This window comes from Kitasatospora sp. NPDC127035 (genome assembly GCF_042726075.1).
In the GTDB taxonomy this organism is placed as follows: domain Bacteria; phylum Actinomycetota; class Actinomycetes; order Streptomycetales; family Streptomycetaceae; genus Kitasatospora.
The window spans coordinates 28,295-47,245 of sequence record NZ_JBHXDN010000022.1; the positions used below are offsets into that span (position 1 = coordinate 28,295).

At 75.3% G+C, this 18,951-nt stretch carries 17 protein-coding genes; 11 read left to right on the forward strand and 6 right to left on the reverse strand.

The genetic code is table 11. From position 1 onward, the window contains the following. Positions 1-132: 132 nt before the first annotated feature. Positions 133-504: a DUF6401 family natural product biosynthesis protein gene (locus ACFWIC_RS17600; protein WP_329951143.1), complete on the reverse strand. Its 372-nt coding sequence runs from the start codon at positions 502-504 to the stop codon at positions 133-135. Between the two features lie 264 nt (positions 505-768). Here ACFWIC_RS17600 and ACFWIC_RS17605 point away from each other — a divergent pair, with 264 nt between their 5' ends. The 5 genes from ACFWIC_RS17605 (at position 769) to ACFWIC_RS17625 (ending at position 5,735) form a co-directional block, all read left to right on the forward strand. After that, positions 769-1,695: an LLM class F420-dependent oxidoreductase gene (locus tag ACFWIC_RS17605; protein WP_329881770.1), complete on the forward strand. Its 927-nt coding sequence runs from the start codon at positions 769-771 to the stop codon at positions 1,693-1,695. A 533-nt stretch (positions 1,696-2,228) separates the two neighbouring features. Next, positions 2,229-2,840 (forward strand): AAA family ATPase, encoded by a 612-nt coding sequence (locus tag ACFWIC_RS17610; RefSeq protein WP_380519271.1) that lies wholly within the window; start codon positions 2,229-2,231, stop codon positions 2,838-2,840. Between the two features lie 264 nt (positions 2,841-3,104). Then, positions 3,105-4,118, forward strand: coding sequence for a zinc metalloprotease (locus ACFWIC_RS17615; RefSeq protein ID WP_380359578.1), 1,014 nt, complete (start codon positions 3,105-3,107; stop codon positions 4,116-4,118). Between the two features lie 282 nt (positions 4,119-4,400). After that, positions 4,401-4,865, forward strand: a complete 465-nt coding sequence (locus ACFWIC_RS17620) for a universal stress protein (RefSeq protein WP_329951140.1) — start codon at positions 4,401-4,403, stop codon at positions 4,863-4,865. Positions 4,866-4,907: 42 nt separating this feature from the next. Next, positions 4,908-5,735 carry a DNA-formamidopyrimidine glycosylase family protein gene (locus ACFWIC_RS17625; RefSeq protein WP_329881774.1) on the forward strand — a complete coding sequence of 276 codons (828 nt, stop codon included), beginning with the start codon at positions 4,908-4,910 and terminating at the stop codon, positions 5,733-5,735. 15 nt (positions 5,736-5,750) lie between these two features. Here ACFWIC_RS17625 and ACFWIC_RS17630 read toward each other — a convergent pair whose 3' ends face one another. The 3 genes from ACFWIC_RS17630 to ACFWIC_RS17640 all read right to left on the reverse strand — a co-directional run bounded on the left by ACFWIC_RS17630 (position 5,751) and on the right by ACFWIC_RS17640 (position 8,215). Next, positions 5,751-6,386: a uridine kinase gene (locus ACFWIC_RS17630; protein WP_355404213.1), complete on the reverse strand. Its 636-nt coding sequence runs from the start codon at positions 6,384-6,386 to the stop codon at positions 5,751-5,753. Between the two features lie 76 nt (positions 6,387-6,462). Then, positions 6,463-7,773: a PQQ-binding-like beta-propeller repeat protein gene (locus tag ACFWIC_RS17635; protein WP_380359582.1), complete on the reverse strand. Its 1,311-nt coding sequence runs from the start codon at positions 7,771-7,773 to the stop codon at positions 6,463-6,465. Positions 7,774-7,873: 100 nt separating this feature from the next. Next, positions 7,874-8,215 (reverse strand): DUF4326 domain-containing protein, encoded by a 342-nt coding sequence (locus ACFWIC_RS17640; protein ID WP_329881776.1) that lies wholly within the window; start codon positions 8,213-8,215, stop codon positions 7,874-7,876. A gap of 248 nt (positions 8,216-8,463) precedes the next feature. On the opposite strand from ACFWIC_RS17640, the gene ACFWIC_RS17645 reads away from it, so the two are divergent. The 6 genes from ACFWIC_RS17645 to ACFWIC_RS17670 all read left to right on the forward strand — a co-directional run bounded on the left by ACFWIC_RS17645 (position 8,464) and on the right by ACFWIC_RS17670 (position 17,039). Further along, a complete protein-coding gene (locus ACFWIC_RS17645) occupies positions 8,464-10,917 on the forward strand; it encodes a SpoIIE family protein phosphatase (RefSeq protein ID WP_380519274.1) in 2,454 nt (817 codons plus the stop codon). Between the two features lie 104 nt (positions 10,918-11,021). Beyond that, positions 11,022-12,734 (forward strand): sensor histidine kinase, encoded by a 1,713-nt coding sequence (locus tag ACFWIC_RS17650; RefSeq protein WP_380519276.1) that lies wholly within the window; start codon positions 11,022-11,024, stop codon positions 12,732-12,734. Positions 12,735-12,930: 196 nt separating this feature from the next. Further along, complete coding sequence (locus tag ACFWIC_RS17655) at positions 12,931-13,599, forward strand: response regulator transcription factor (RefSeq protein ID WP_329881779.1); 669 nt, start codon at positions 12,931-12,933, stop codon at positions 13,597-13,599. Between the two features lie 670 nt (positions 13,600-14,269). Next, a complete protein-coding gene (locus ACFWIC_RS17660) occupies positions 14,270-15,034 on the forward strand; it encodes a transglycosylase family protein (RefSeq protein ID WP_380519278.1) in 765 nt (254 codons plus the stop codon). 498 nt (positions 15,035-15,532) lie between these two features. Then, complete coding sequence (locus ACFWIC_RS17665; RefSeq protein ID WP_329951135.1) at positions 15,533-16,288, forward strand: SDR family oxidoreductase; 756 nt, start codon at positions 15,533-15,535, stop codon at positions 16,286-16,288. Positions 16,289-16,439: 151 nt separating this feature from the next. Next, positions 16,440-17,039: a TIGR03086 family metal-binding protein gene (locus tag ACFWIC_RS17670; RefSeq protein ID WP_355404196.1), complete on the forward strand. Its 600-nt coding sequence runs from the start codon at positions 16,440-16,442 to the stop codon at positions 17,037-17,039. 91 nt (positions 17,040-17,130) lie between these two features. On the opposite strand, the gene ACFWIC_RS17675 is transcribed toward ACFWIC_RS17670, so the two are convergent. Further along, positions 17,131-18,321, reverse strand: a complete 1,191-nt coding sequence (locus tag ACFWIC_RS17675; RefSeq protein WP_380359589.1) for an alpha/beta hydrolase family protein — start codon at positions 18,319-18,321, stop codon at positions 17,131-17,133. Positions 18,322-18,439: 118 nt separating this feature from the next. Further along, entirely contained in the window at positions 18,440-18,907 is a 468-nt protein-coding gene (locus tag ACFWIC_RS17680; protein WP_380519281.1) for a (2Fe-2S)-binding protein, read from the reverse strand. Between the last annotated feature and the right edge of the window lie 44 nt (positions 18,908-18,951).

The following is an 18,951-nucleotide window of genomic DNA, read 5'->3' on the forward strand; positions in this document are numbered from 1 at the left end:
CCCGCCCGCACCGCGGGCTCGGGCCACCGCCCCGGGCCGGCGGGGCGGGCCGGGGGGCTGCGCGCGGGCCGGCGGGGCCCGGGCGCCGCGCGGGGCCGGGGCCCGGCGGGCGGGTCACCGCGCGTGCCGGACTCAGGCGGGCAGCAGACCCTGCTCCCGGACCAGCCAGCAGATCGCGGTCAGCCGGTACACGGCGAAGTCGTACCCGACCGGTTCGCGCCAGCCGATCTCGGTGAGCGCGTCGAGGAAGCCCAGCGCGTAGTCCGACAGCTCCTCGCGGTCGAGGGGCCGGGGCGAAAGCTCCGGCCCCTGCGCGTACAGCAGCTCGCGCAGCTCGGCGGTGTGCTGGTCGACCGCCGCCACGAAGCCCGGCTCGAAGGCGAACTCGGCGAGCCGGGGGGTGAAGGCGGCGACGATCCCGGGCAGCGGACAGCCGGCCGGCCGGTGGGAGGGGTCGGAGTCGTCGGGGGAACCCCGGTGGGATCCGTCGGGCGTGGCGAACATCCGTCCACGGTAGGCGAGCGGGGCGGCGGGAACGGCCCCTCGTTGCGGTTCCGTGTTGAGACCTTGGCCACCCCGCGGCCCGGCCGTCCGAGCCCGTCGGGGCCCCGGCCGGTCACCGCGCCCGTCGGCGCCCGGTCCCCGGGCCGGACCCCCGCCGTCCCGGCCCCGGCGCCGCTCCGGTCGCCGGCCGTTCACCGGCCCGACCGCCGCCGGAATCGGTGAAACGGGTATGAGCACGGGGTGGTCTGTACCAGAATGGCCGGTATGGATCTTCGAATCTTCACCGAACCCCAGCAGGGCGCCGACTACGACACCCTGCTCCGGGTGGCCCGGACCGCCGAGGAGCTGGGTGCCTTCAGCGCCTTCTTCCGCTCCGACCACTACCTGAAGATGGGCGACGTCAGCGGCCTGCCCGGCCCGACCGACGCCTGGATCACCCTGGCCGGCCTGGCCCGGGACACCAGCACCATCCGCCTCGGCACCCTGATGACCGCCGCCACCTTCCGGCTGCCCGGCGTGCTCGCCATTCAGGTCGCCCAGGTCGACGCGATGAGCGGCGGCCGGGTCGAGTTCGGCCTCGGCGCCGGCTGGTACGAGGAGGAGCACAGCGCGTACGGCATCCCCTTCCCGAAGGAGAAGTTCGGGCGGCTGGAGGAGCAGCTGGCGATCGTCACCGGGCTGTGGAACACCAAGCTCGGGGAGACCTTCGACTTCGCCGGGGAGTACTACCGGCTGACCGACTCGCCCGCGCTGCCGAAGCCGGTCCAGCAGAAGATCCCGGTCCTGGTCGGCGGCAAGGGCCCGACCCGCACGCCGGCGCTGGCCGCCCGCTTCGCGGACGAGTTCAACCTGCCGTTCGTCTCGGTCGAGGAGAGCGCCGCCCAGTTCGGCCGGGTCCGCGCGGCCGTCGAGCGGGCCGGGCGGCAGGCCGACGACCTGGTGTACTCCAACGCCCTGGTCGCCTGCGTCGGGCGGGACGACGCCGAGGTGGCCCGCCGGGCCGCGGCGATCGGCCGTGACGTGGACGAGCTGAAGGCCAACGGCCTGGCCGGCACGCCCGACGAGGTGGTGGAGCGGCTCGGCCGGTTCGCCGCCGTCGGCAGCCGGCGGGTCTACCTGCAGATCCTGGACCTGGACGACCTGGACCACCTGGAGCTGATCGCCTCCCGGATCGCCCCGCAGCTGGGCTGAGTCCGGCCGCGGCCCGGCGGCTCCACCGGACGCGCGCCCCGGCGCCGGGGGAGCCGCCGCCACGCGTCCCGGGGGGTCGCCGAGCCTCCCCGGGCCTCCGGCCCAGCCGTGCCCGGCCGGGGCGCTGTGACGTGCCCGGTGCGCTTCTGTGACGTTCCTGGAGCGGTAAAGGACTCGGCCCGGACCGGGGCTGACCACTAGTCTTTACTTTCTCTTGAAGGGGGAAGGCTCTTCGGGAGACGGAGCCGGGCAGCGTTCGGGCCGGCGGGGAGTCAGGGGGAGAGCCGATGGCGGACGTCAGGGTCTTGGGGATGCCGGACCTGTCCGGACCGGCCGATTCCGGGCCCGCGGCCGGGCCCGGGGCGGAGCCGGTGAGTCGGTCGGGGAACGGGACCGGCGGCGAGCCCGGGCCCGGGGCACCGGCGGGCGCGACCGCGGGGGCACCGGCCGGGCCCGTCGCCGCGGTCGCGCCGCCCGAGGCCGGGGGCGAGTCCGGCGCCAGGGTGCCGGCGCCGCGGACGGCCTGTCGAGGGGTGTCGCCGGAGCCCGCCGGGACGGTGCTGCGCCCCCGCGGGCTGCAGGACCTCCGGCAGAGCCGGGCCCGGCCGGCCGTGCTGCACTACCCGGCGGGGGACCTGCTGGTGGTCTCCGGGCTGCCCGGCAGCGGGAAGAGCACGCTGATGCGCCGCTGCGTCCGCACCCTGCTGGTCGACTCGCAGCAGGTCCGCGAGGAGTACGCGGCCCGGGTGCCCGGCTGGCTGCCCTACGCGGTCTACCGGCCGGTGGTCCGGGTGGCCCACTACCGTCGGCTGCGGCGCGCGGTGCTGGCGGGCGGCCCGCTCGCGGTGCACGACTGCGGGGCGGTACCGCACGTCCGGCAGTGGCTGGTCCGGGAGGCCGCGCGGCAGGGGAGGCGGGTGCACCTGATCCTGCTGGACGCCAGCGCAGAGGAGGCCCGCGAGGGACAGCAGGCCCGGGGCCAGGCGGTCTCCGCGTACGCCTTCGCGCGGCACCGGGAGGCCGGCCGGCGGCTGCGCCGACGGTTGGCGGGGACGGGGGAGCCGCCGGCCGGCTGCGCCTCGGCGGTGGTACTCGACCGGGCCGGTGCGCGCGCCCTCCGGGAGATCGTCTTCGTGGCGTCGTAGTCTCGGCGAGGGCCGTCGCCGCTCCACGGAGCCGACGGGGCGTCAACTTTCGGACAGACCGGGGCCGGTACTGTGCGCATGCGCGCGACGGGAAATGCTCGATGTGCGGCCGGGTCGGACCGCTCAAACTTCCGGATTATGTCTGATATGTCGTCAGAAGTTCCAGGCCGGAACGAGTCTGACGCGTACACGCGACTCTGCGTAGCCTGAGCTCGGCGGCCCCCCTCAACCGCCGTCCCCCACAACTCCCCCTCAGGAGCGCAGATGCGTCGTTCTGCTCGCGTGCCCTCGCGTGCCGCCGCAAGGTTCCTCGGTGCGGCCGCCCTCACCGCGGCCCTCGGACTCACCCAGTTCGCCGCCCCCTCCACGTTCTCCACCGCCACCGCGGCCCCCGGGGCCCCGGTCGCCGCCGCCGAGTGCACCGGTGACGCGAGCCAGGACGCCGCCGCGCGCAAGCCCGCCGGCGGTTCCGCCGGCCAGGAGCCCAACGCCGTCAGCGACGCCCAGGCCAAGGCCATGGACGCCGAACTCCAGGCCCGGGTCACCCAGCTGGCGCTCTCCCCGGGGGGCAACGCCCTGCTCGCCCCCGGCACGCTGGCGGCCACCACGACCGTCCCGGTGTACGTGCACGTCGTCCACTCCGGGACCACCGGCAAGCTGTCGGCCGCCACGATCACCAAGCAGATCGCCGTCCTGAACGCCGCGTACGGCGGTCAGGGTGCGGGCAACGCCCCCAGCCAGTTCCAGTTCCAACTGGCCGGCACGGACTACACCGACAACGCCACCTGGTACAACGGCATCACCCCGGGCTCCTCGGCCGAGCGGTCGATGAAGAGCGCGCTGCGCAAGGGCAAGGCGGGAGCCCTCAACCTCTACACCGCCAAGCTCGGCCAGTCGCTGCTCGGCTGGGCGACCTTCCCCAGCTCCTACCAGTCCAACCCGACCGACGACGGCGTGGTCGTCCTGGACACCTCGTTCCCCGGCGGCTCGGCCACCAACTACAACGAGGGCGACACCGCCACCCACGAGGTCGGCCACTGGCTCGGGCTCTACCACACCTTCCAGGGCGGCTGCAGCGGCCAGGGCGACTACGTCTCGGACACCCCGGCCGAGAAGAGCGCCGCGTACCAGTGCCCGGCCGGCCGTGACACCTGCACCACCACCGGGGTCGACCCGATCCACAACTTCATGGACTACACGTACGACTCCTGCATGACGCAGTTCACCGCCGGTCAGGTCGCCAGGATGGCCAGCTCCTGGGCCGCCTACCGGACCTGACGGTCCGCGGCGACCGCCGCCCGGAACGCCGGCGGGTGCACGGCCATCGGGCCGCGCACCCGCCGGTGCCGTTTCGGCCCGGCCGGCCGGCAGCCCGACGGGCGGTCCGGCGGTCCGGCTGCCCGGTCGTCCTGGACTTCCTCGGCGCCGGGCCCGGATCGCACAGGGTTCGAAAGCATTCTGGGCTCCCGGCGTGGCAAATGGCGACTGTTTGTCCGCTTTGATCTATGTTCGAGGGGACAGCAGTGCAGTCGGGAGAGCAGTCGAGCAAGGAGCAGCGGTATGGCCAACAGCGCGAACCCCCGGATCGTCGTCGGCGTGGACGGCTCGCCCGCCTCGGAGCAGGCCCTGCGCTGGGGCGTCGACTACGCCCGGCTGGTCGGCGGCACCGTCCAGGCCATCGCGGCCTGGGAGTACCCGGCCTTCTACGGCTGGATCGGGGCGGGCGTGCCGGCCCCCGACTTCAACCCCGAGGAACTCGCCGGGAAGACGCTCGCGGAGAGCGTCACCCGCGTCGTCGGTGACGACCCCGGCGTCCGGATCGCCGAGTCGGTCATGCCCGGCAACGCCGCGCAGACACTGCTGGAGGCCGCCGCAGGAGCTGCGCTGCTCGTCGTCGGCAGCCGCGGCCTCGGCGGGTTCTCGGGAGCGCTGCTCGGCTCGGTGAGCCGCCACCTCACCGAGCACGCGCCCTGCCCGGTGGTCGTCGTCCGCGAAGGGGCCGCCGGCGCGGGCACCGCCGCGTAGCCGGGCGTGCGGCGGGCCGCCGTACGGAGGCAGGATGGAGGCATGCCAGAAGGTGACTCCGTCTACCGCGCGGCGGCCCGCCTGCACGAGGCCCTCGCCGGACAGCTGCTGACCACCGCGGACCTGCGGGTGCCCGCGCACGCCACCGCCGACCTGACCGGCCGCCGGGTGCTGGAGGTCGCCCCGCGGGGCAAGCACCTGCTGACCCGCCTGGCGGGCGGCCTCACCCTCCACACCCACCTGCGGATGGACGGCCGCTGGGAGGTCTACCGCCCCGGCCAACGCTGGGCCGGCGGACCGGCCTGGCAGATCCGGGCCGTTCTGGGGACCGAACGCGGCACCGCCGTCGGCTACCGGCTGCCCGTCGTCGAGCTGCTCCGCACCCGGGACGAGGAGCGGGCCGTCGGCCACCTCGGACCCGACCTGCTCGGCTCCGGCTGGGACCCGGCGGAGGCGGTCCGCCGTCTGCTCGCCCACCCCGTCCGGCCGCTCGCCGAGGCCCTCCTCGACCAGCGCAACCTGGCCGGCATCGGCAACGTGTACGCCAACGAGCTGTGCTACCTGGCCGGTGTCACGCCGTGGACGCCGGTCGGCGAACTGACCCGCCCCGAGCGGCTGGTGGACCGGGCCCGGCAGCTCCTCGACGCCAACAAGCTGCGCTCCGGCCACGTCACCACCGGGGACACCCGGCGCGGCCACCAGCACTGGGTCTACGGCCGGGCCGACCGGCCGTGCGTGCGCTGCGGGACGAAGGTCCTGACGGCGAGCCAGGGCGTCCCGCCGCAGGAACGGGTGGCGTTCTGGTGCCCGTACTGCCAGCGCGGGCCGGCCCCGGCGGCCCGGCCGGTGGGCGCACGGCGCGGCCGGTGAACGGGCCGTCCGGCGTCAGGGGCGCTCGACCAGGGCCGGGTGGCGGGGGTCGTCGACACGGACGGTGAGGTCGGCCGCCTCGGTGGGGACGGTCTCCGCCTCGTAGCGGGCGAAGGCCGGCAGCGTCCACCGCTCCTCGGGCGGGGTGCGGCGGGCCAGCGCCGCCGGGGAGAGCGACAGGTGGACGGTCAGCTCCAGCGGCAGCCACCGGCCGAGCAGCAGCGCACCGTCCAGCAGTAGGACGCCGCCGGGCGGCAGGGTGACGTACGGCGCGCGGGTGGAACGGTCGGTCGACGGGTCGCGCAGGCTCGGCAGCACCCGGCCGGTGCCGCCGGGCTCCAACGGGTCCAGCACCTCGCGCGCCAGGGCGCCGTCGTCGAGCCAGAGGTCGTGGAAGGCGTCGGCGTCCTGCTTGCCGTACTCCAGCCGGACCGAGGCCGGGCGGAGGAAGTCGGCCGCCGAGACCCGCAGGGCCGGGCGGCCGCGCAGCCGCAGCGGCTCCACCAGGGCGTCGGCGAGCGCGCCGGGCCGGGCCGCCGCCGCCCCGTCGACGGCCACCCGCTGCCGGCGCCCGTCGGCCCCGGGTGCGGCGGCGATCCGTTCGGCGAGCAGCTCGACGAGGCGGTCGAACGAGATCGGGCGAATCTTCACGGAGTCGTCCACGAGGTCATCCTGCCGTGGGGGTGGGCGGGCGCCGGGCCGGCCGCCGTTCGTCCTCGGCGAACAGTCACGGGACGGGCAGCGGGCCCATGGCGTACAGGACGCTGTCGTGGCCGCCGTAGAGGTTCGCGCCGTCCGTGAAGACCGACCAGACGTCGACGCCGGGGCCGGAGTCGGTGAAGCTCCGGGACTCCCGGCCGGACACGGTCTCCAGGTGGTGGAGGCCGTCGGCGGCCGGGCCGGGGACGATCAGCTCGGCGCCGGCCAGCACGGGGCGGGTGCGGCGGTCGAGGCGGAACGGCAGCTCGTGCCGCCAGAGCTGCTCGCCCGTGGCCACGGCATGCGCGGTGACCAGCCCGTTGTCCCGCAGGACGTAGACCTGGGTGCCGTCGCTCACCGGAGGCAGGGCGCGCCACTCCTCGCCCTGGCCGGGGGCGATCGACCAGCGCGGGACGCCGTCGGCGTGGCGCAGGGCCCGCACACCGGCCGCCCCGTCGGGGAGGTACAGGTTCTCCAGGTCGATCGCGGACCACGCCGCGCTCCCCGCCGCCCCCCAGAGCCGGCGGCCGGTGGCGCCGTCCAGCAGGGAGACCCCGGCGGTCGGGTCCGAGTCCCGGGCCAGGAGGCGACCGGACCAGTCGAGGGCGGCGACCAGACCTTCGCCGCGTTCGGCGGCCGGGCGGGACCAGACCACGGTGTGCGTGGTGGCGTTCACCGCGAACAGCCTGCCGCCCGGGCCGAGCGGGCGGCTCTCGGCCCGGCCGTAGAGCAGGCTTCCGTCGCAGCCGAGCAGGGTGACCCGGTCGCCCAGCTCCTCGGGCAACGGCATGCTCCAGTCGGCGAACGGGCCGATCAGCGTGCGGGCGTCGATGTGGCCGGGCGAGGTGGTGAAGACGCGACCGGCGCCGACGATCACCGGGCTGTCGGCCGGCGCGCCCTTGGACACCGGGAACTCCATCGTGCGGGTCACGGCGCCGGTGTCCCGGTCGAGCACCCGCAGGGCGTCCCCGGAGAGGTGGACCGGAGCGTTCGGCCGGCCGTCGAGCCGCAGCGGCGTCATGGGCGCGGGTCCCCGGTACGTCCAGAGCGGCTCCGGCCCGTTGACCCGGGTCGGCAGCGGCAGCGGCTTCGGCGGCGCCGGTTCCGGCCCGCCCGACGACCGCGACACCCCCCAGACCGCGGCGCCCGCGGCCAGCACCCCGGCACCCAGCAGCAGCCGCCGCCGGTTCGGCCCCGGTCCGCGCTCCCCGCCGCCCCCGCCACTGAGCACGTCCGCCCGCCCGCCGTCGGTGCCGCCGCCCTCACCGTCCCACTGCCAGGACGCCTCGCCGGGCTCGCGCCCGGCACTCTCGGAACGTTCGGACGGTACGGACGGCATGGCTCGGTACTCGTTCCCCCCGGGGCAGCACTGCGCTGCACTGTCCACGGAGGATATCCAAACCGCACGGCCGGCCCCGCGTGCGGCGGCGCCGGCCCGCTCAGGCGGGGACGCCGTGGTCGGCGAGGTCGGCGATGACCTGGGCGTGGCAGGGGAGCGGCGCGCACCAGCAGCCCAGGCGGTGGCCGCGGAGGCCGGGGACGAGGGCGAGCAGGGCGGGACGGGCGAGCAGGTAGGCGCGGTAGTCGGCGAGCATCTGCTCCCTGGGCAGGTCCGGCCCCGGCCGCCACGGGCAGTGCAGCGGCGACGCGGCCAGGTGCCAGCCGCCGCGGTGCATCGCCCGGCCGACGTAGACGACGTCGGCGTAGGCGGGGTCGTCGCGGTGGCCCTTGAGGTTGACCACGGTGGTCGGGGACGTCGGGCCGGAGGTGCTGCGGGTCATGGTGCCGATGGTGACGCGGACGGGGTGCACGGGCACCCCGGGGGCCGTGTGACCGGTGCGTCCGGTGGGTTCGCCTTGACAGCCCCTGGGGCCCGGCGTAGCAAGAGAAGATGCGCCAGGGTGTGCCGGCGGACCCGCCCGGTCCGCGACCGAGCGGCGGTGGTGCCCGGGACGCGCGATCCGACCCGCACCGCCCCCGGGAGCACGCTGCCCCCGTCCGGGCGGATCCGGCCGGACCCGCGGGCCCGGTGGCGACCGGGCCGGGCGGGGCGGACGGCGCGGCCCAGGAACGCGACGCCCTGCTGGCGGTCGCCGTCCGGAGGGTGCTGGGCACCACCGACGCGTACGGCGCGACCGTCCACCTCCGCTCGCGCGACCGGCGCTCGCTGGTGCTCTGCGCCATCGCCGGCGTGCCGCTGTCGATCATCAGTCCGTTCCGGCGGGTCGCCGCCGCCGGGCCGCTGCCGGCAGCGGTCTCCTACCGCACCGGGCGGACGGTCACGCTGTCCGACACCGAGGACATGATGCGGCGCTTCCCCCAGCTGGCCGTCGGCATGCCCTACGACTTCGCCTCGGCCTGCGTCCCGATCCGCACCGGCGACGACACGTACGGGGTGCTCAGCGTGCTCTGGCCGGCCTCCGACGACGGGGTGCCGGAGGGCGCGCGGCGCCACCTGCGGACGGTCGCCAACCGCCTCGCCAACGGCCTGGCCGGCCTGGAGGCGGCCGGCGGCGCGGTCGAGCCCAACGGCGACACCACCGTGGTGGAACTGACCCCGCCGTCCGCGCCCACCACCCGGGTCGGACTGTTCGACTGGAACGTGGTCACCGGCGAGGTCTCCGCCGACGACCAGTTCTGCGAGATCTTCGGCCTCGCCCCCGGCGACTTCGACGGCCGCGCCGAAACCCTGGCCGGCCGGATCGCCGCGGGAGACCTGCCGGAGTTCCGGACCGCCGTGCGCGGCGCCCTCGACCGGGGCCGCGTGCTCGCCGCCCGCCTGCGCGTCCTGGACCGGGACGGGCACCCGTACCCCGTCGAGCTGTGGGCCCGGGTGCCCGGCAGCGGTGCGGACGGCCGCAGCCGCCTGGTCGGCGCCGTCCTCGACACCCGGACCGGGACGGCCGCCGCCGCCGCCGTGGAACGGCTGCGCGACGGCGTCTTCTCGCTCGACCCGGACGGCCGGATCACCTTCGCCAACCACAGCGTCGAGCTGCTGCTCCAGACCCGCCGCGAGGACCTGCTCGGCCACCACCCCTGGCACGTGCTGCCCTGGCTGTCCGACCCGGTGTACGAGAACCGCTACCGGGCCTCGCTGCTCTCGCAGCAGCCCACCGCCTTCCTCGCCCGGCGTCCGCCGGACCACTGGCTCGCCTTCTCGCTCTACCCGGACGCCCACGGCGTCACCGGCCGGGTGGTCGCCGCGGTGCCCCCGCCCGGCGCGGCCGAACCGCCCGCCGAGCCCGCGCCCGGCACCTGGACCGGCCTCGGCGTCATGTACCACCTGCTGCAGCTGGCCAGCGCGCTCAGCGAGGCCGTCACCGTCCGCGAGGTCTGCCGGGCGGTCGCCGACGAGATCCTGCCGGCCCTCGGCGGCCAGGAGCTCGCCATCTACGCCGTCCGGGACCGGCGCCTGCACCTCGTCTCGCAGAGCGGCTACCCGGACGGCTTCCTCGACCACTTCGAGGGCACCCCGATCGGAGCCCGGGTGCCCGGCGCCGAGACGCTCAGCACCGGCACCCCGATCTTCTTCGAGTCGGTCGGGCAGCTCGCCGCCGCCTACCCCGGCATCGAACTGGACGAGATGGGCGCCTGGGCCTTCCTGCCGCTGATCGCCTCCGGCCACCCGGTCGGCAGCTGCATCCTCGGCTTCGACCGGGCCCGCTCGTTCACGCTGGAGGAACGCGGCCTGCTCACGGCCCTCGGCGGCTTCATCGCCCAGGCCCTGGAACGCGCCCGCCTCTACGACGCCGAGTTCGCCCTGGCCCGCGGCCTCCAGCAGGCGCTGCTCCCGCACCGGCTGCCGCGCCTGGACGAGGTCCGGATCGCCGCCCGCTACCTGCCCGGCACCCAGGGCATGGAGATCGGCGGCGACTGGTACGACGCCATCGTCACCGGGCGTGACCTCACCCTGGTCATCGGCGACGTCGAGGGCCACAGCGTCGGCGCGGCCGCCACCATGGGCCAGCTGCGCAGCGCCGTCCGGGCCTTCGCCACCGTCGGCCACCCGCCGGACGAGGTGCTCGCCCGGACCAACCAGCTGCTGCTCGACCTCGACCCCGGGCTGCTCGCCAGCTGCTGCCTGATCCGGCTCACACCGGGCGACGGCCACGCGCTGGTGGCCCGGGCGGGACACCTCCCGCCGGTGCTGCGCCACCCGGACGGGCGTACGGAGGCGCTGTACGTGGCGGGCGGGCCGCTGCTCGGCGTCGACCACCGGGCCGAGTACCCGGTCAGTGAACTGCGGCTGGCCCCCGGCTCACTGCTCGTGCTGTACACGGACGGGCTGGTGGAGGACCCGGCCGCGGCGATCGACGAGGGCGTGGAACGGCTGCGCGCCGCGGTCGCGGGCCACGGCGCGGCGGCGGGGTCGGCCGGCGACGGCGTCGAGGTCCTGGACCGGCTGGCGGAGCGGCTGCTGCACGAGGTGGGCTCGACGCACCGGGTCGACGACGTGGCGCTGCTGCTCACCGCCTACCGGTGAGGCGGGGGCCCCGCCGAGCGTCCGCCGGGTGCGCGACTTTCGTCGGACCGGCAGGCGACGAAGGGTGGCGGCGGTCACGCCGTCCGGTTCGTTAGCCTCACTGGGTGGACGTCATAGCAAGAGCCTGGTCGAAGGCGGTACGAACCGCGCTGCCCGGTCCGTGGCGGCTCGGGCTGGTGCTGCGCGAGGGGATCGGCGCGATCCTGCTCGGCGGGCTCGCCCTGATGATCGAGGTGCTCAGCAGGAGCGGCCTGGCCGTCCCGGTCGCTCCCCTCGTCGCCGTCCTCTTCCTGCTGCGCCGGGGCCTGCCCGCGACCGTCCTGGTGGCGACCGCGGCGGCCAGCGGCTGGTGCGGGGGGCCGCTGCCGCTGCTCGTCTGCGCAGGCTGGTCGGCCGGTGCCCGGGTGACCAGGGTCGGTGTCCTGGCCGGCTCCTTCACGGTGGGTTTCGTCCTCATCACCGCGTCCAGCGTGGTGAAGGACATGGACCAGGCGCCGGTCAAGCTGGTGGTCGGCCTGTCGCTGGGCGGCTTCCTGCTGCTCGCCGTGCTGCCCGCGCTCTGGGGCCGGTACCGGGCGCAGCGCCGGGCGCTGATGGACGCGCTGAGCGAGCGCAACGAGCAGCTGCTGCGCGAGCGGGCGATGGTCGCCCACCAGGCGAGGCTGCGCGAGCGGCACCGGATAGCCCAGGACATGCACGACAGCCTGGGCCACCAGCTCGCCCTGATCTCCGTCCACTCCGGGGCCCTGGAGGTCGACCGGACCCTCAGCGACCGGCAGCGCGAGGCGGTGGGCGTGCTCCGGCTGGCCGCGGTCGCCGCGATGCGGGAGCTGCGGGAGGTGGTCGGCGTGCTGCACGACGAGTCGACCGCCGCGCCGGCCGTCGCGGGAGCGGGCGCCGGGCCGGGCGTCGGGCCGGGCGTCGGCGGCGCCGGTGGGGTGGACGGGATCGAGCAGCTGGTCGAGTCCTCGCGGGCGGCCGGCACGGTGGTCGCCTTCGTCCGGGACGGCGAGCGGCGCCCGCTCGCCGCGTCCGCAGGGCACGCGGCCTACCGGATCGTTCAGGAGGCGCTCACCAACGCGCACAAGCACGCGCCGGGCGCGCCGATCAACATCGCGCTCCGGTACGAGCCGGACGCGCTGGTGGTGGAGGTGGTGAATCCGGGAGCGCCCGAGCCCGTGGGCGTGCGCGCCGGGCGCGCCACCACGGTCGTCAGCGGCGGGCAGGGGCTGACCGGACTGCGCGAGCGGGCCCGGCTGGTCGGCGGCATGGTGCACGCCGGGCCGACGCCGGAGGCCGGGTTCCGGCTGGCCGCCGTGCTGCCGTACGAGGGGGCGGAAGGGGCCGGGGGCGTCGCCGGCGGTCCCGTCGGCGGAGGCACGGGTGCACCCGGGGAGGTGCCGGACTGGGCGCTGGACGGCGTTCCGCCGGTCGAGGCCGCACCGCCTCGGCGGCGGAGCCCGGCGATCGGCTGCGCGATCGGCGGGGCCGTGGTGCTGCTCGCCGTGCTCGGGCTGGTGGTGTGGGGCGTCGTCGCCTTCATCCGGGCCACCGACGACTCGACCGTGCGGCGGCCGCTGTACGACTCGGTGGAGGTGGGCACGGCGGAGGCGGACGTGAGGCGGATGCTCCCGCCGGGCAACAGCTTCTTCACCAAGGACCTGGAACGGGGCGGACCCACCCCGCCGGCCGACTCCTCCTGCCGTTACTTCCTCTCCGACACCGACGGCGACGGCTGGGAGGGCGACAACGTCGTCCGGTTCTGCTTCAAGGACGGTGTGCTGGTGGAGAAGAAGCACTACAACGTGTCGCCTTGACACCGCCCGCCACGCGGAGCCTCCACGCGGAGCCGTCGTGCGGAGCCGTCGTGCGGAACCCGCCGGGCCGGGAGGTCCGGCCGGTCCCGCGTCGGCCGGTCCCGCGTCGGTGCGCGGAGGTGTGAGGATGGTCCCCGGCAGCACCGGGGGGATCCTGTGCCACGCCGTCAGGACCAGCCCAAGGGGATGACCAGCAGTGATCCGAGTCCTCGTCGCCGACGACGAGCCGCTCATCCGGGCCGGAATCAGGATGATCCTGTCCTCGGCCGACGACATCGACGTGGTGGCCGAGGCCTCCGACGGCCGGCAGGCCCTGGAACTCGCCCGCGCGCACCGGGTGGACGTCGTCCTGCTGGACATCCAGATGCCGGTGATGGACGGGCTGACGGCGCTCGCCGAGCTGCCGAGGAGCGCCCCCGGCGCGCGGGCGCTGATCCTCACCACCTTCGGGGAGCGTGACAACGTGCTGCGCGCCGTGAGCGACGGCGGTGCCGGCTTCCTTCTGAAGGACACCGCGCCGGCCGAGCTGATCCAGGCGGTCCGTGCGGCCGCCACCGGACACGCCTTCCTCTCGCCCGCCGCCACCCGCCACATCGTGGACTCGCTGGCCGCCGGGCGGTCCGGCCCGGCCGCCGCGCGCGGGGCGGACGCCCGGCGGCGGCTGGAGGTGCTGACCGGGCGTGAGCTGGAGGTGCTGGCGCTGTTGGGGGAGGGGCTGTCCAACGCGGACGCGGGCGCCCGGATCCACATGAGCGAGGCGACGGTGAAGACGTACGTCAGCAGGATCCTCGCCAAGCTGGGGTGCGAGAACCGCGTCCAGGCGGCGCTGCTGGCCCGGGACGCGGGCCTGGACGGCGCGCGGTAGCGGGTTCCTGACGGGGCGCCGGCCGCCCCCGAAGGGCGGTCAGAACGCCTTCGGCCGTCCGCCGCACGGGTTCTGACGGCGCATGTCGTCCTGGTACGGACCGATCGCGTGCGGTGATCTGAGTGGCTTTTTGATGACGCTGGGTAGTGGGCGTGGTGAACGCCACGTCGACGGCCCGCGGAACCGGGAACTCCGATCACCGCGGTGACGGAGCGTCGGGCGGCGGTGGCTCCCTGTGGACGATGTGGGAACCCTCACATCCCGTTCGGTGTGAGCGAGGGCACGGAAATCGATCGTTTGGGCCTGAATATGCGGTCGAATCCGGTCGAATCGGGGACGCTTTCATGATCAATACCGCCGGTAACAGTCAACTGACCTGCGGCGTCCAAGAACTGCTTGAAGCGGCCCGGTAGCGCCCGTAGCTTCATTGGCGGTGCAACGAGCACCACCCGGGTTCACCCCCGACGCACGGCCCGCCGACTGACCACCGGCGCGAGGGCCGTGTCCGCCGAACCGGCCGGCTCGAAGAGGCCGTCGGCGAGCGGGGGTGGCCGGGGCGGCGCGCCACGTCGGACACGTGTGCGACCGCCCATCGAGTGAGGGAGCGACAACCGGCCCCGGCAGGGGCCTGGTTCCGCATGCCTGCCCGGGGCTTGTCGAGAGGACTTCCATGGATCCCCGTCACGAGACCGCCGCTGCCACCGCTGCCGACAACACCACTTCGGGTACCGGCGCCACCAAGCGCAACCGTGTCCGGATGGCTGTCGTGGCCGGAGCCGCCGTCGCGGCCCTGCCGGTGGCCGGCCTCGTCACGGCCACCTCGGCCTCCGCCGCACCCGCCTCCGCCTGGGACTCCGTCGCCAAGTGCGAGAGCGGCGGAAACTGGAGCATCAGCACCGGCAACGGTTTCTACGGCGGACTGCAGTTCACCCCCTCGACCTGGAAGGCGTTCGGCGGCACCGCGTACGCGGCCCAGGCCAACCAGGCGTCCAGGGCGCAGCAGATCGCCGTCGCCGAGAAGGTCCTCTCCTCGCAGGGCCCGGGCGCCTGGCCCGTCTGCTCGGCCAAGGCGGGCCTCGCCAGGGGCGGCGCCCCGGCCGCCGTCGACACCGCCGCTCCGGCGCCCAAGGCGCAGCAGCCGGCGAAGGAGCAGCCGGCCAAGCCTGCCGCGAAGCCCGCCGCCAAGCCGCAGCAGGCGCAGGACCAGAAGCCGCAGTCCCGGAAGGCGCCGGCCCAGGAGGCCGCGAAGCCGGCCAGGCCCGCCGCGTCCGAGAAGAACACCGGCGGCGGCAGCTACACCGTCAGGAGCGGTGACACGCTGAGCGGGATCGCGGCCAAGTTCGGCACCGACGCCACGAGCCTGCACGCCAAGAACGCCCGGGCGATCGGCGGCAACCCGAACCTGATCTTCCCGGGCCAGACCCTGACGGTCTGAGCCGGGTCGAGCGGTGCAGCCCTGACGACCCGTGCGCCGGGAGCCCGTGCGCCCGGTGTCCGTGCCCCGGGGGTCCGTGCCCCGGAGGCCCGCGTGTTGAAGGCCGCCGCTGAAGGCCGGCGCTCCGGGAGGATCGCGCCCTGACGAACGGTGCACCGGTGGCGCCGCGCCCCCCCCGGATCGTGCTCGGCGCTCCGCTGCCGCAATCCGGGCCCGTCGCCCGGACCGCCCGGACCGCCCCCGGGCAGGCCCCCCGGGCCCGGCGGTCCGGGCGCGGACGCCCGCGAGACGTGGCTTCCGGAACCTCCGAACGGCCGTCCCCTGCCCGGGGGCGGCCGTTCGGCGTGTCCGCCGGTCGGGCCGGGCCGGACGTGGAGGCGGGGGGTCGTGTGCTGATTGTTGAACGTTGAACGCGACGTCCGAATACCGCCGGAGTCCCGGACGGCGAGGCCCGAGGATCGAGTCATGTCCACGAACGAGGCAAGGAGTTCCGACGATATGACGACGACTGTGCTGGCGAAGCTCGACGGCAAGGTGGCCCTGGTGACCGGTGGCAGCCGGGGCATCGGGGAGGCGGTGGCGCTCCGGCTGGCCGAGGACGGCGCGGACGTCGCACTGACCTACCTCGGCAGCGCGGAGCGGGCCGAGGCGGTGGCGGCGAAGATCACCGCGATGGGGCGCCGCGGGTGGGCGGTCAGGGCGGACAGTGCGGACCCGCAGGAGGTGCGGGCCGTGGTCGCGGCGGTCGCCGAGCGGTTCGGGCGGCTGGACATCCTGGTGAACAACGCCGGGGTGGGCGTGCTCGGGCCGATCGGTGAGATCGGTCTGGACGACGTGGACCGGGTGCTGGAGGTCAACGTCCGCGCGCCGTTCCTGTTCGCCCAGGCCGCCGCGGCCCACCTGACCGAGGGCGGTCGGATCGTGACCATCGGCAGCTGCATCGCCAAGCGCACTGCCTTCCCCGGCGGCAGCCTGTACGCGACCAGCAAGGCCGCGGTGATCGGACTCACCAAGGCGCTGGCCCGTGAGCTCGGCCCGCGCGGGATCACCGCCAACGTGGTCCACCCGGGCCCGATCGACACCGACATGAACCCGGCGGACGGGCCGTCGGCCGCCTTCCAGGCGGGGTTCACCGCGCTCGGCTCCTTCGGCCGGGCCGCCGACGTCGCCGCGACGGTGGCCCACCTGGCCGGGGAGGAGGGCCGCTACGTCACGGGTGCCGAGATAGCCGTCGACGGCGGCTTCGCCGTCTGACGCAACGGCACCCGGGCGACCGGCCCGGGGTGTTGTTCCGGGCCGGTTGTCAGTGGCCCCGTTTACGATCGCCCGGTCCGACCACGTATGCGGGGACCCGCACGCGGGCGCACGCCCGGGTGCGGGTCCCGAGTGATCCGAGAGGTGCGTCATGACCGGAGCGGAAGACCCGATCGAGCTGCTCGCCCGTGCGCTCGCCCAGACCGCCGGCCTGATCGACGGCGCCGGCGCCGAGCAGGCCGGTCACCCGACCGCCTGCCGGTCCTGGGACGTCGGACAGCTGATCAGCCATCTCCTGTTCGACCTGGAGCAGTTCACCGTCCGGGCCGAGGGCGGCACACCGGACTGGTCGGCGTCCTTCGAGCGGGTCGATGAGGACTGGCTGCACCGCTTCGAGGCCGGCGCGGAGCGGCTGGTGGCCGCCTGGCGACAGGCCGGGGACCTCGACGGGGTCATCCAGGTGCCCGGCGCGGGCGAGTTGCCCGCCCGCTTCCCCGTGGACCAGCAGATCGCCGAGTTCGCCGTCCACGCGTGGGACTTGGCGAAGGCCACCGGTCAGTCCACGGACGGCCTCGACCACGAGGTCGCCCGGGCGTCCCTGGCCTGGGGGCGCGGCGCGCTGCGGCCGGAGTACCGGGGGAGTGAGGAGGAGGGCCGCTCGTTCGGCGCGGAGGTGAAGGTCGACGAGGATGCGCCGGTGTACGACCGGCTCGTCGCGTTCTTCGGGCGCGACCCGGAGTCCGCCGGCTGACGCGCGGGGCGCCGGGGCCGGCGGGCCGTCCCGGACGGACGCGTCCTGTGCGGACGCGTCCCGGGCCGGTCCCGCGCCCCTCCCGGTCCGGTCAGCCCCGGCTCCAGACGAACGCGATCTCCGGATGGCGCCGCGAGGGCGCCTCCAGCAACGGGGACGGCCGACCGCGCAGGAAGCGGTCGAAGTGCGCCCGGACGTACGCGCGGGTCACCGCCGTGGCCCGCTCCGGTGCGACGGTGCCGAGCAGGTCGCTGTAGACGTCGGCCGGCAGGTGATCCGCGAGGTGGCCCGGGCCGGCTGCGTGCGGCAGGTCGGTGAAGCTCAGGTGCCCGGCACCGCGCAACTGCAACTGGCGCCCCCAGCCGCGCTGGTGCTGGCGCCAGCGCTGCCAGGTGTCGTGGTCGGCCAGCGACGTGAGCAACAGGAACGGCCGGTCCAGGCCCTCGTCGGCGACCGGTGAGCCGAAGAAGCCGCCGTCGAGGTTGAGCCCTGTCACGAACCGGCTGTCCTGACGGACCGCCTCGGCGGCGGCCGAACCGCCCATGGAGTGGCCGAAGGCGCCGATCCGGCGCCGGTCGGCGCGCGGCAGCCCGGCCCGTCGGGCGGTCCGCCCGGTGGTCAGCTCGGTCGCCACGAACCGCAGGTCGCCGACCCGGGCGGAGACCTCCTTGCGCTCGGCGGCGTCCCAGTCGGCCGGATCCGCCTCCAGGACGCTGCGCACCAGCCGTCCGTCCGGGAACTCCACGGCGGCCGCGTCGTAGGTGTGGTCGATCGCCGCGACCAGGTAGCCGTGGGCCGCCAACTCCTCGGCCAGCGCGGTGCAGTTGCTCCGCCCGCCCTGGCGGCCGTGGCCGAGCAGCAGCAGCGGGAGCCGGTCCGGTACGGCGGGCGCCCCGGTGCGGGCGGTCGGGCGCAGGGCCGCGATGGTGCCGGGATCCACCGGCAGCGACTCCTCGAAGGCCGCGCCCACCCGGGTCGTGGTGTACGCGGCGCGCGGTGCACCGCCGTTCCCGAGCGCCGGGTACCAGAGCTGCACCATCAGTTCGCGCGGTCCCGATACGAAGGGGTCCTGCCGGTCCTGGTCCACGAGGTGCAGCGACACCGTCCCGACCGTGCGCCGGACGGTCGGCTCGGGCAGGTCGATCGGCCGGGGTGTACCGGGCCGGGCCGCAGGAGCGGGTGCGGCGGCCGGTGCGGCCTGCGCCACGGCGGTGGGCAGGGCGAGCGCGGCGCCGCCCAGGCCCGCGACGGTCAGCAGGGAACGGCGCCGGAGCATCGTCATCCCACCCTTCGGTTCGGTGATCCTGACGGCAGCTCACCCTAGGTGGACTAGACCATCGATGGCTAGGGGTGTCTCCTGCGGGAACGGCGCGCGGCCGGAGCCCCCGGCCCGGGCCGGTTCAGGTGCCTGACGCGGTCCGGGCCGCCGCGCGCTTGATGGCCTCCCGGATGCGGGGGTAGGTGCCGCAGCGGCAGATGTTCTGGATCTGGTCGACGTCGGCGTCGGTGGGAGCCGGCGTGCGGCGGAGCAGGGCGACGGCGGTCATGATCTGCCCGGGCTGGCAGAAGCCGCACTGGGCGACGTCGCACTCCAGCCAGGCTTCCTGGACGGGGTGCAGGGTGTCGCCGTCGGCGAGCCCCTCGATGGTGGTGACACGCCGGCCGGCGCAGTCCTTCACCGCCACCGTGCAGGGCTGGAACTCGTCGCCGTCCAGGTGGCTGGTGCAGGCCCGGCAGACACCGACGCCGCAGCCGTACTTGGGACCGGTGACACCGAGCTTGTCGCGCAGGACCCAGAGCATGGGCATGTCGTCCGGGGCCTCGAGGGTGACCGGCTGCCCGTTGAGGACGAAGGTGTGGCTGGGCATGGGGGACGGGGTGTCCTTCGGGTTCGTGGGCCGGGGTTCGTGGG

What these genes read in the sequence shown, in the direction of transcription:
- ACFWIC_RS17600 (WP_329951143.1), bottom strand. Translation starts at nt 504, where the DNA reads ATGTTCGCCACGCCCGACGGATCCCACCGGGGTTCCCCCGACGACTCC.
- ACFWIC_RS17605 (WP_329881770.1), top strand. Translation starts at nt 769, where the DNA reads ATGGATCTTCGAATCTTCACCGAACCCCAGCAGGGCGCCGACTACGAC.
- ACFWIC_RS17615 (WP_380359578.1), top strand. Translation starts at nt 3,105, where the DNA reads ATGCGTCGTTCTGCTCGCGTGCCCTCGCGTGCCGCCGCAAGGTTCCTC.
- ACFWIC_RS17620 (WP_329951140.1), top strand. Translation starts at nt 4,401, where the DNA reads ATGGCCAACAGCGCGAACCCCCGGATCGTCGTCGGCGTGGACGGCTCG.
- ACFWIC_RS17625 (WP_329881774.1), top strand. Translation starts at nt 4,908, where the DNA reads ATGCCAGAAGGTGACTCCGTCTACCGCGCGGCGGCCCGCCTGCACGAG.
- ACFWIC_RS17635 (WP_380359582.1), bottom strand. Translation starts at nt 7,773, where the DNA reads ATGCCGTCCGTACCGTCCGAACGTTCCGAGAGTGCCGGGCGCGAGCCC.
- ACFWIC_RS17640 (WP_329881776.1), bottom strand. Translation starts at nt 8,215, where the DNA reads ATGACCCGCAGCACCTCCGGCCCGACGTCCCCGACCACCGTGGTCAAC.
- ACFWIC_RS17660 (WP_380519278.1), top strand. Translation starts at nt 14,270, where the DNA reads ATGGATCCCCGTCACGAGACCGCCGCTGCCACCGCTGCCGACAACACC.
- ACFWIC_RS17665 (WP_329951135.1), top strand. Translation starts at nt 15,533, where the DNA reads ATGACGACGACTGTGCTGGCGAAGCTCGACGGCAAGGTGGCCCTGGTG.
- ACFWIC_RS17670 (WP_355404196.1), top strand. Translation starts at nt 16,440, where the DNA reads ATGACCGGAGCGGAAGACCCGATCGAGCTGCTCGCCCGTGCGCTCGCC.
- ACFWIC_RS17675 (WP_380359589.1), bottom strand. Translation starts at nt 18,321, where the DNA reads ATGACGATGCTCCGGCGCCGTTCCCTGCTGACCGTCGCGGGCCTGGGC.
- ACFWIC_RS17680 (WP_380519281.1), bottom strand. Translation starts at nt 18,907, where the DNA reads ATGCCCAGCCACACCTTCGTCCTCAACGGGCAGCCGGTCACCCTCGAG.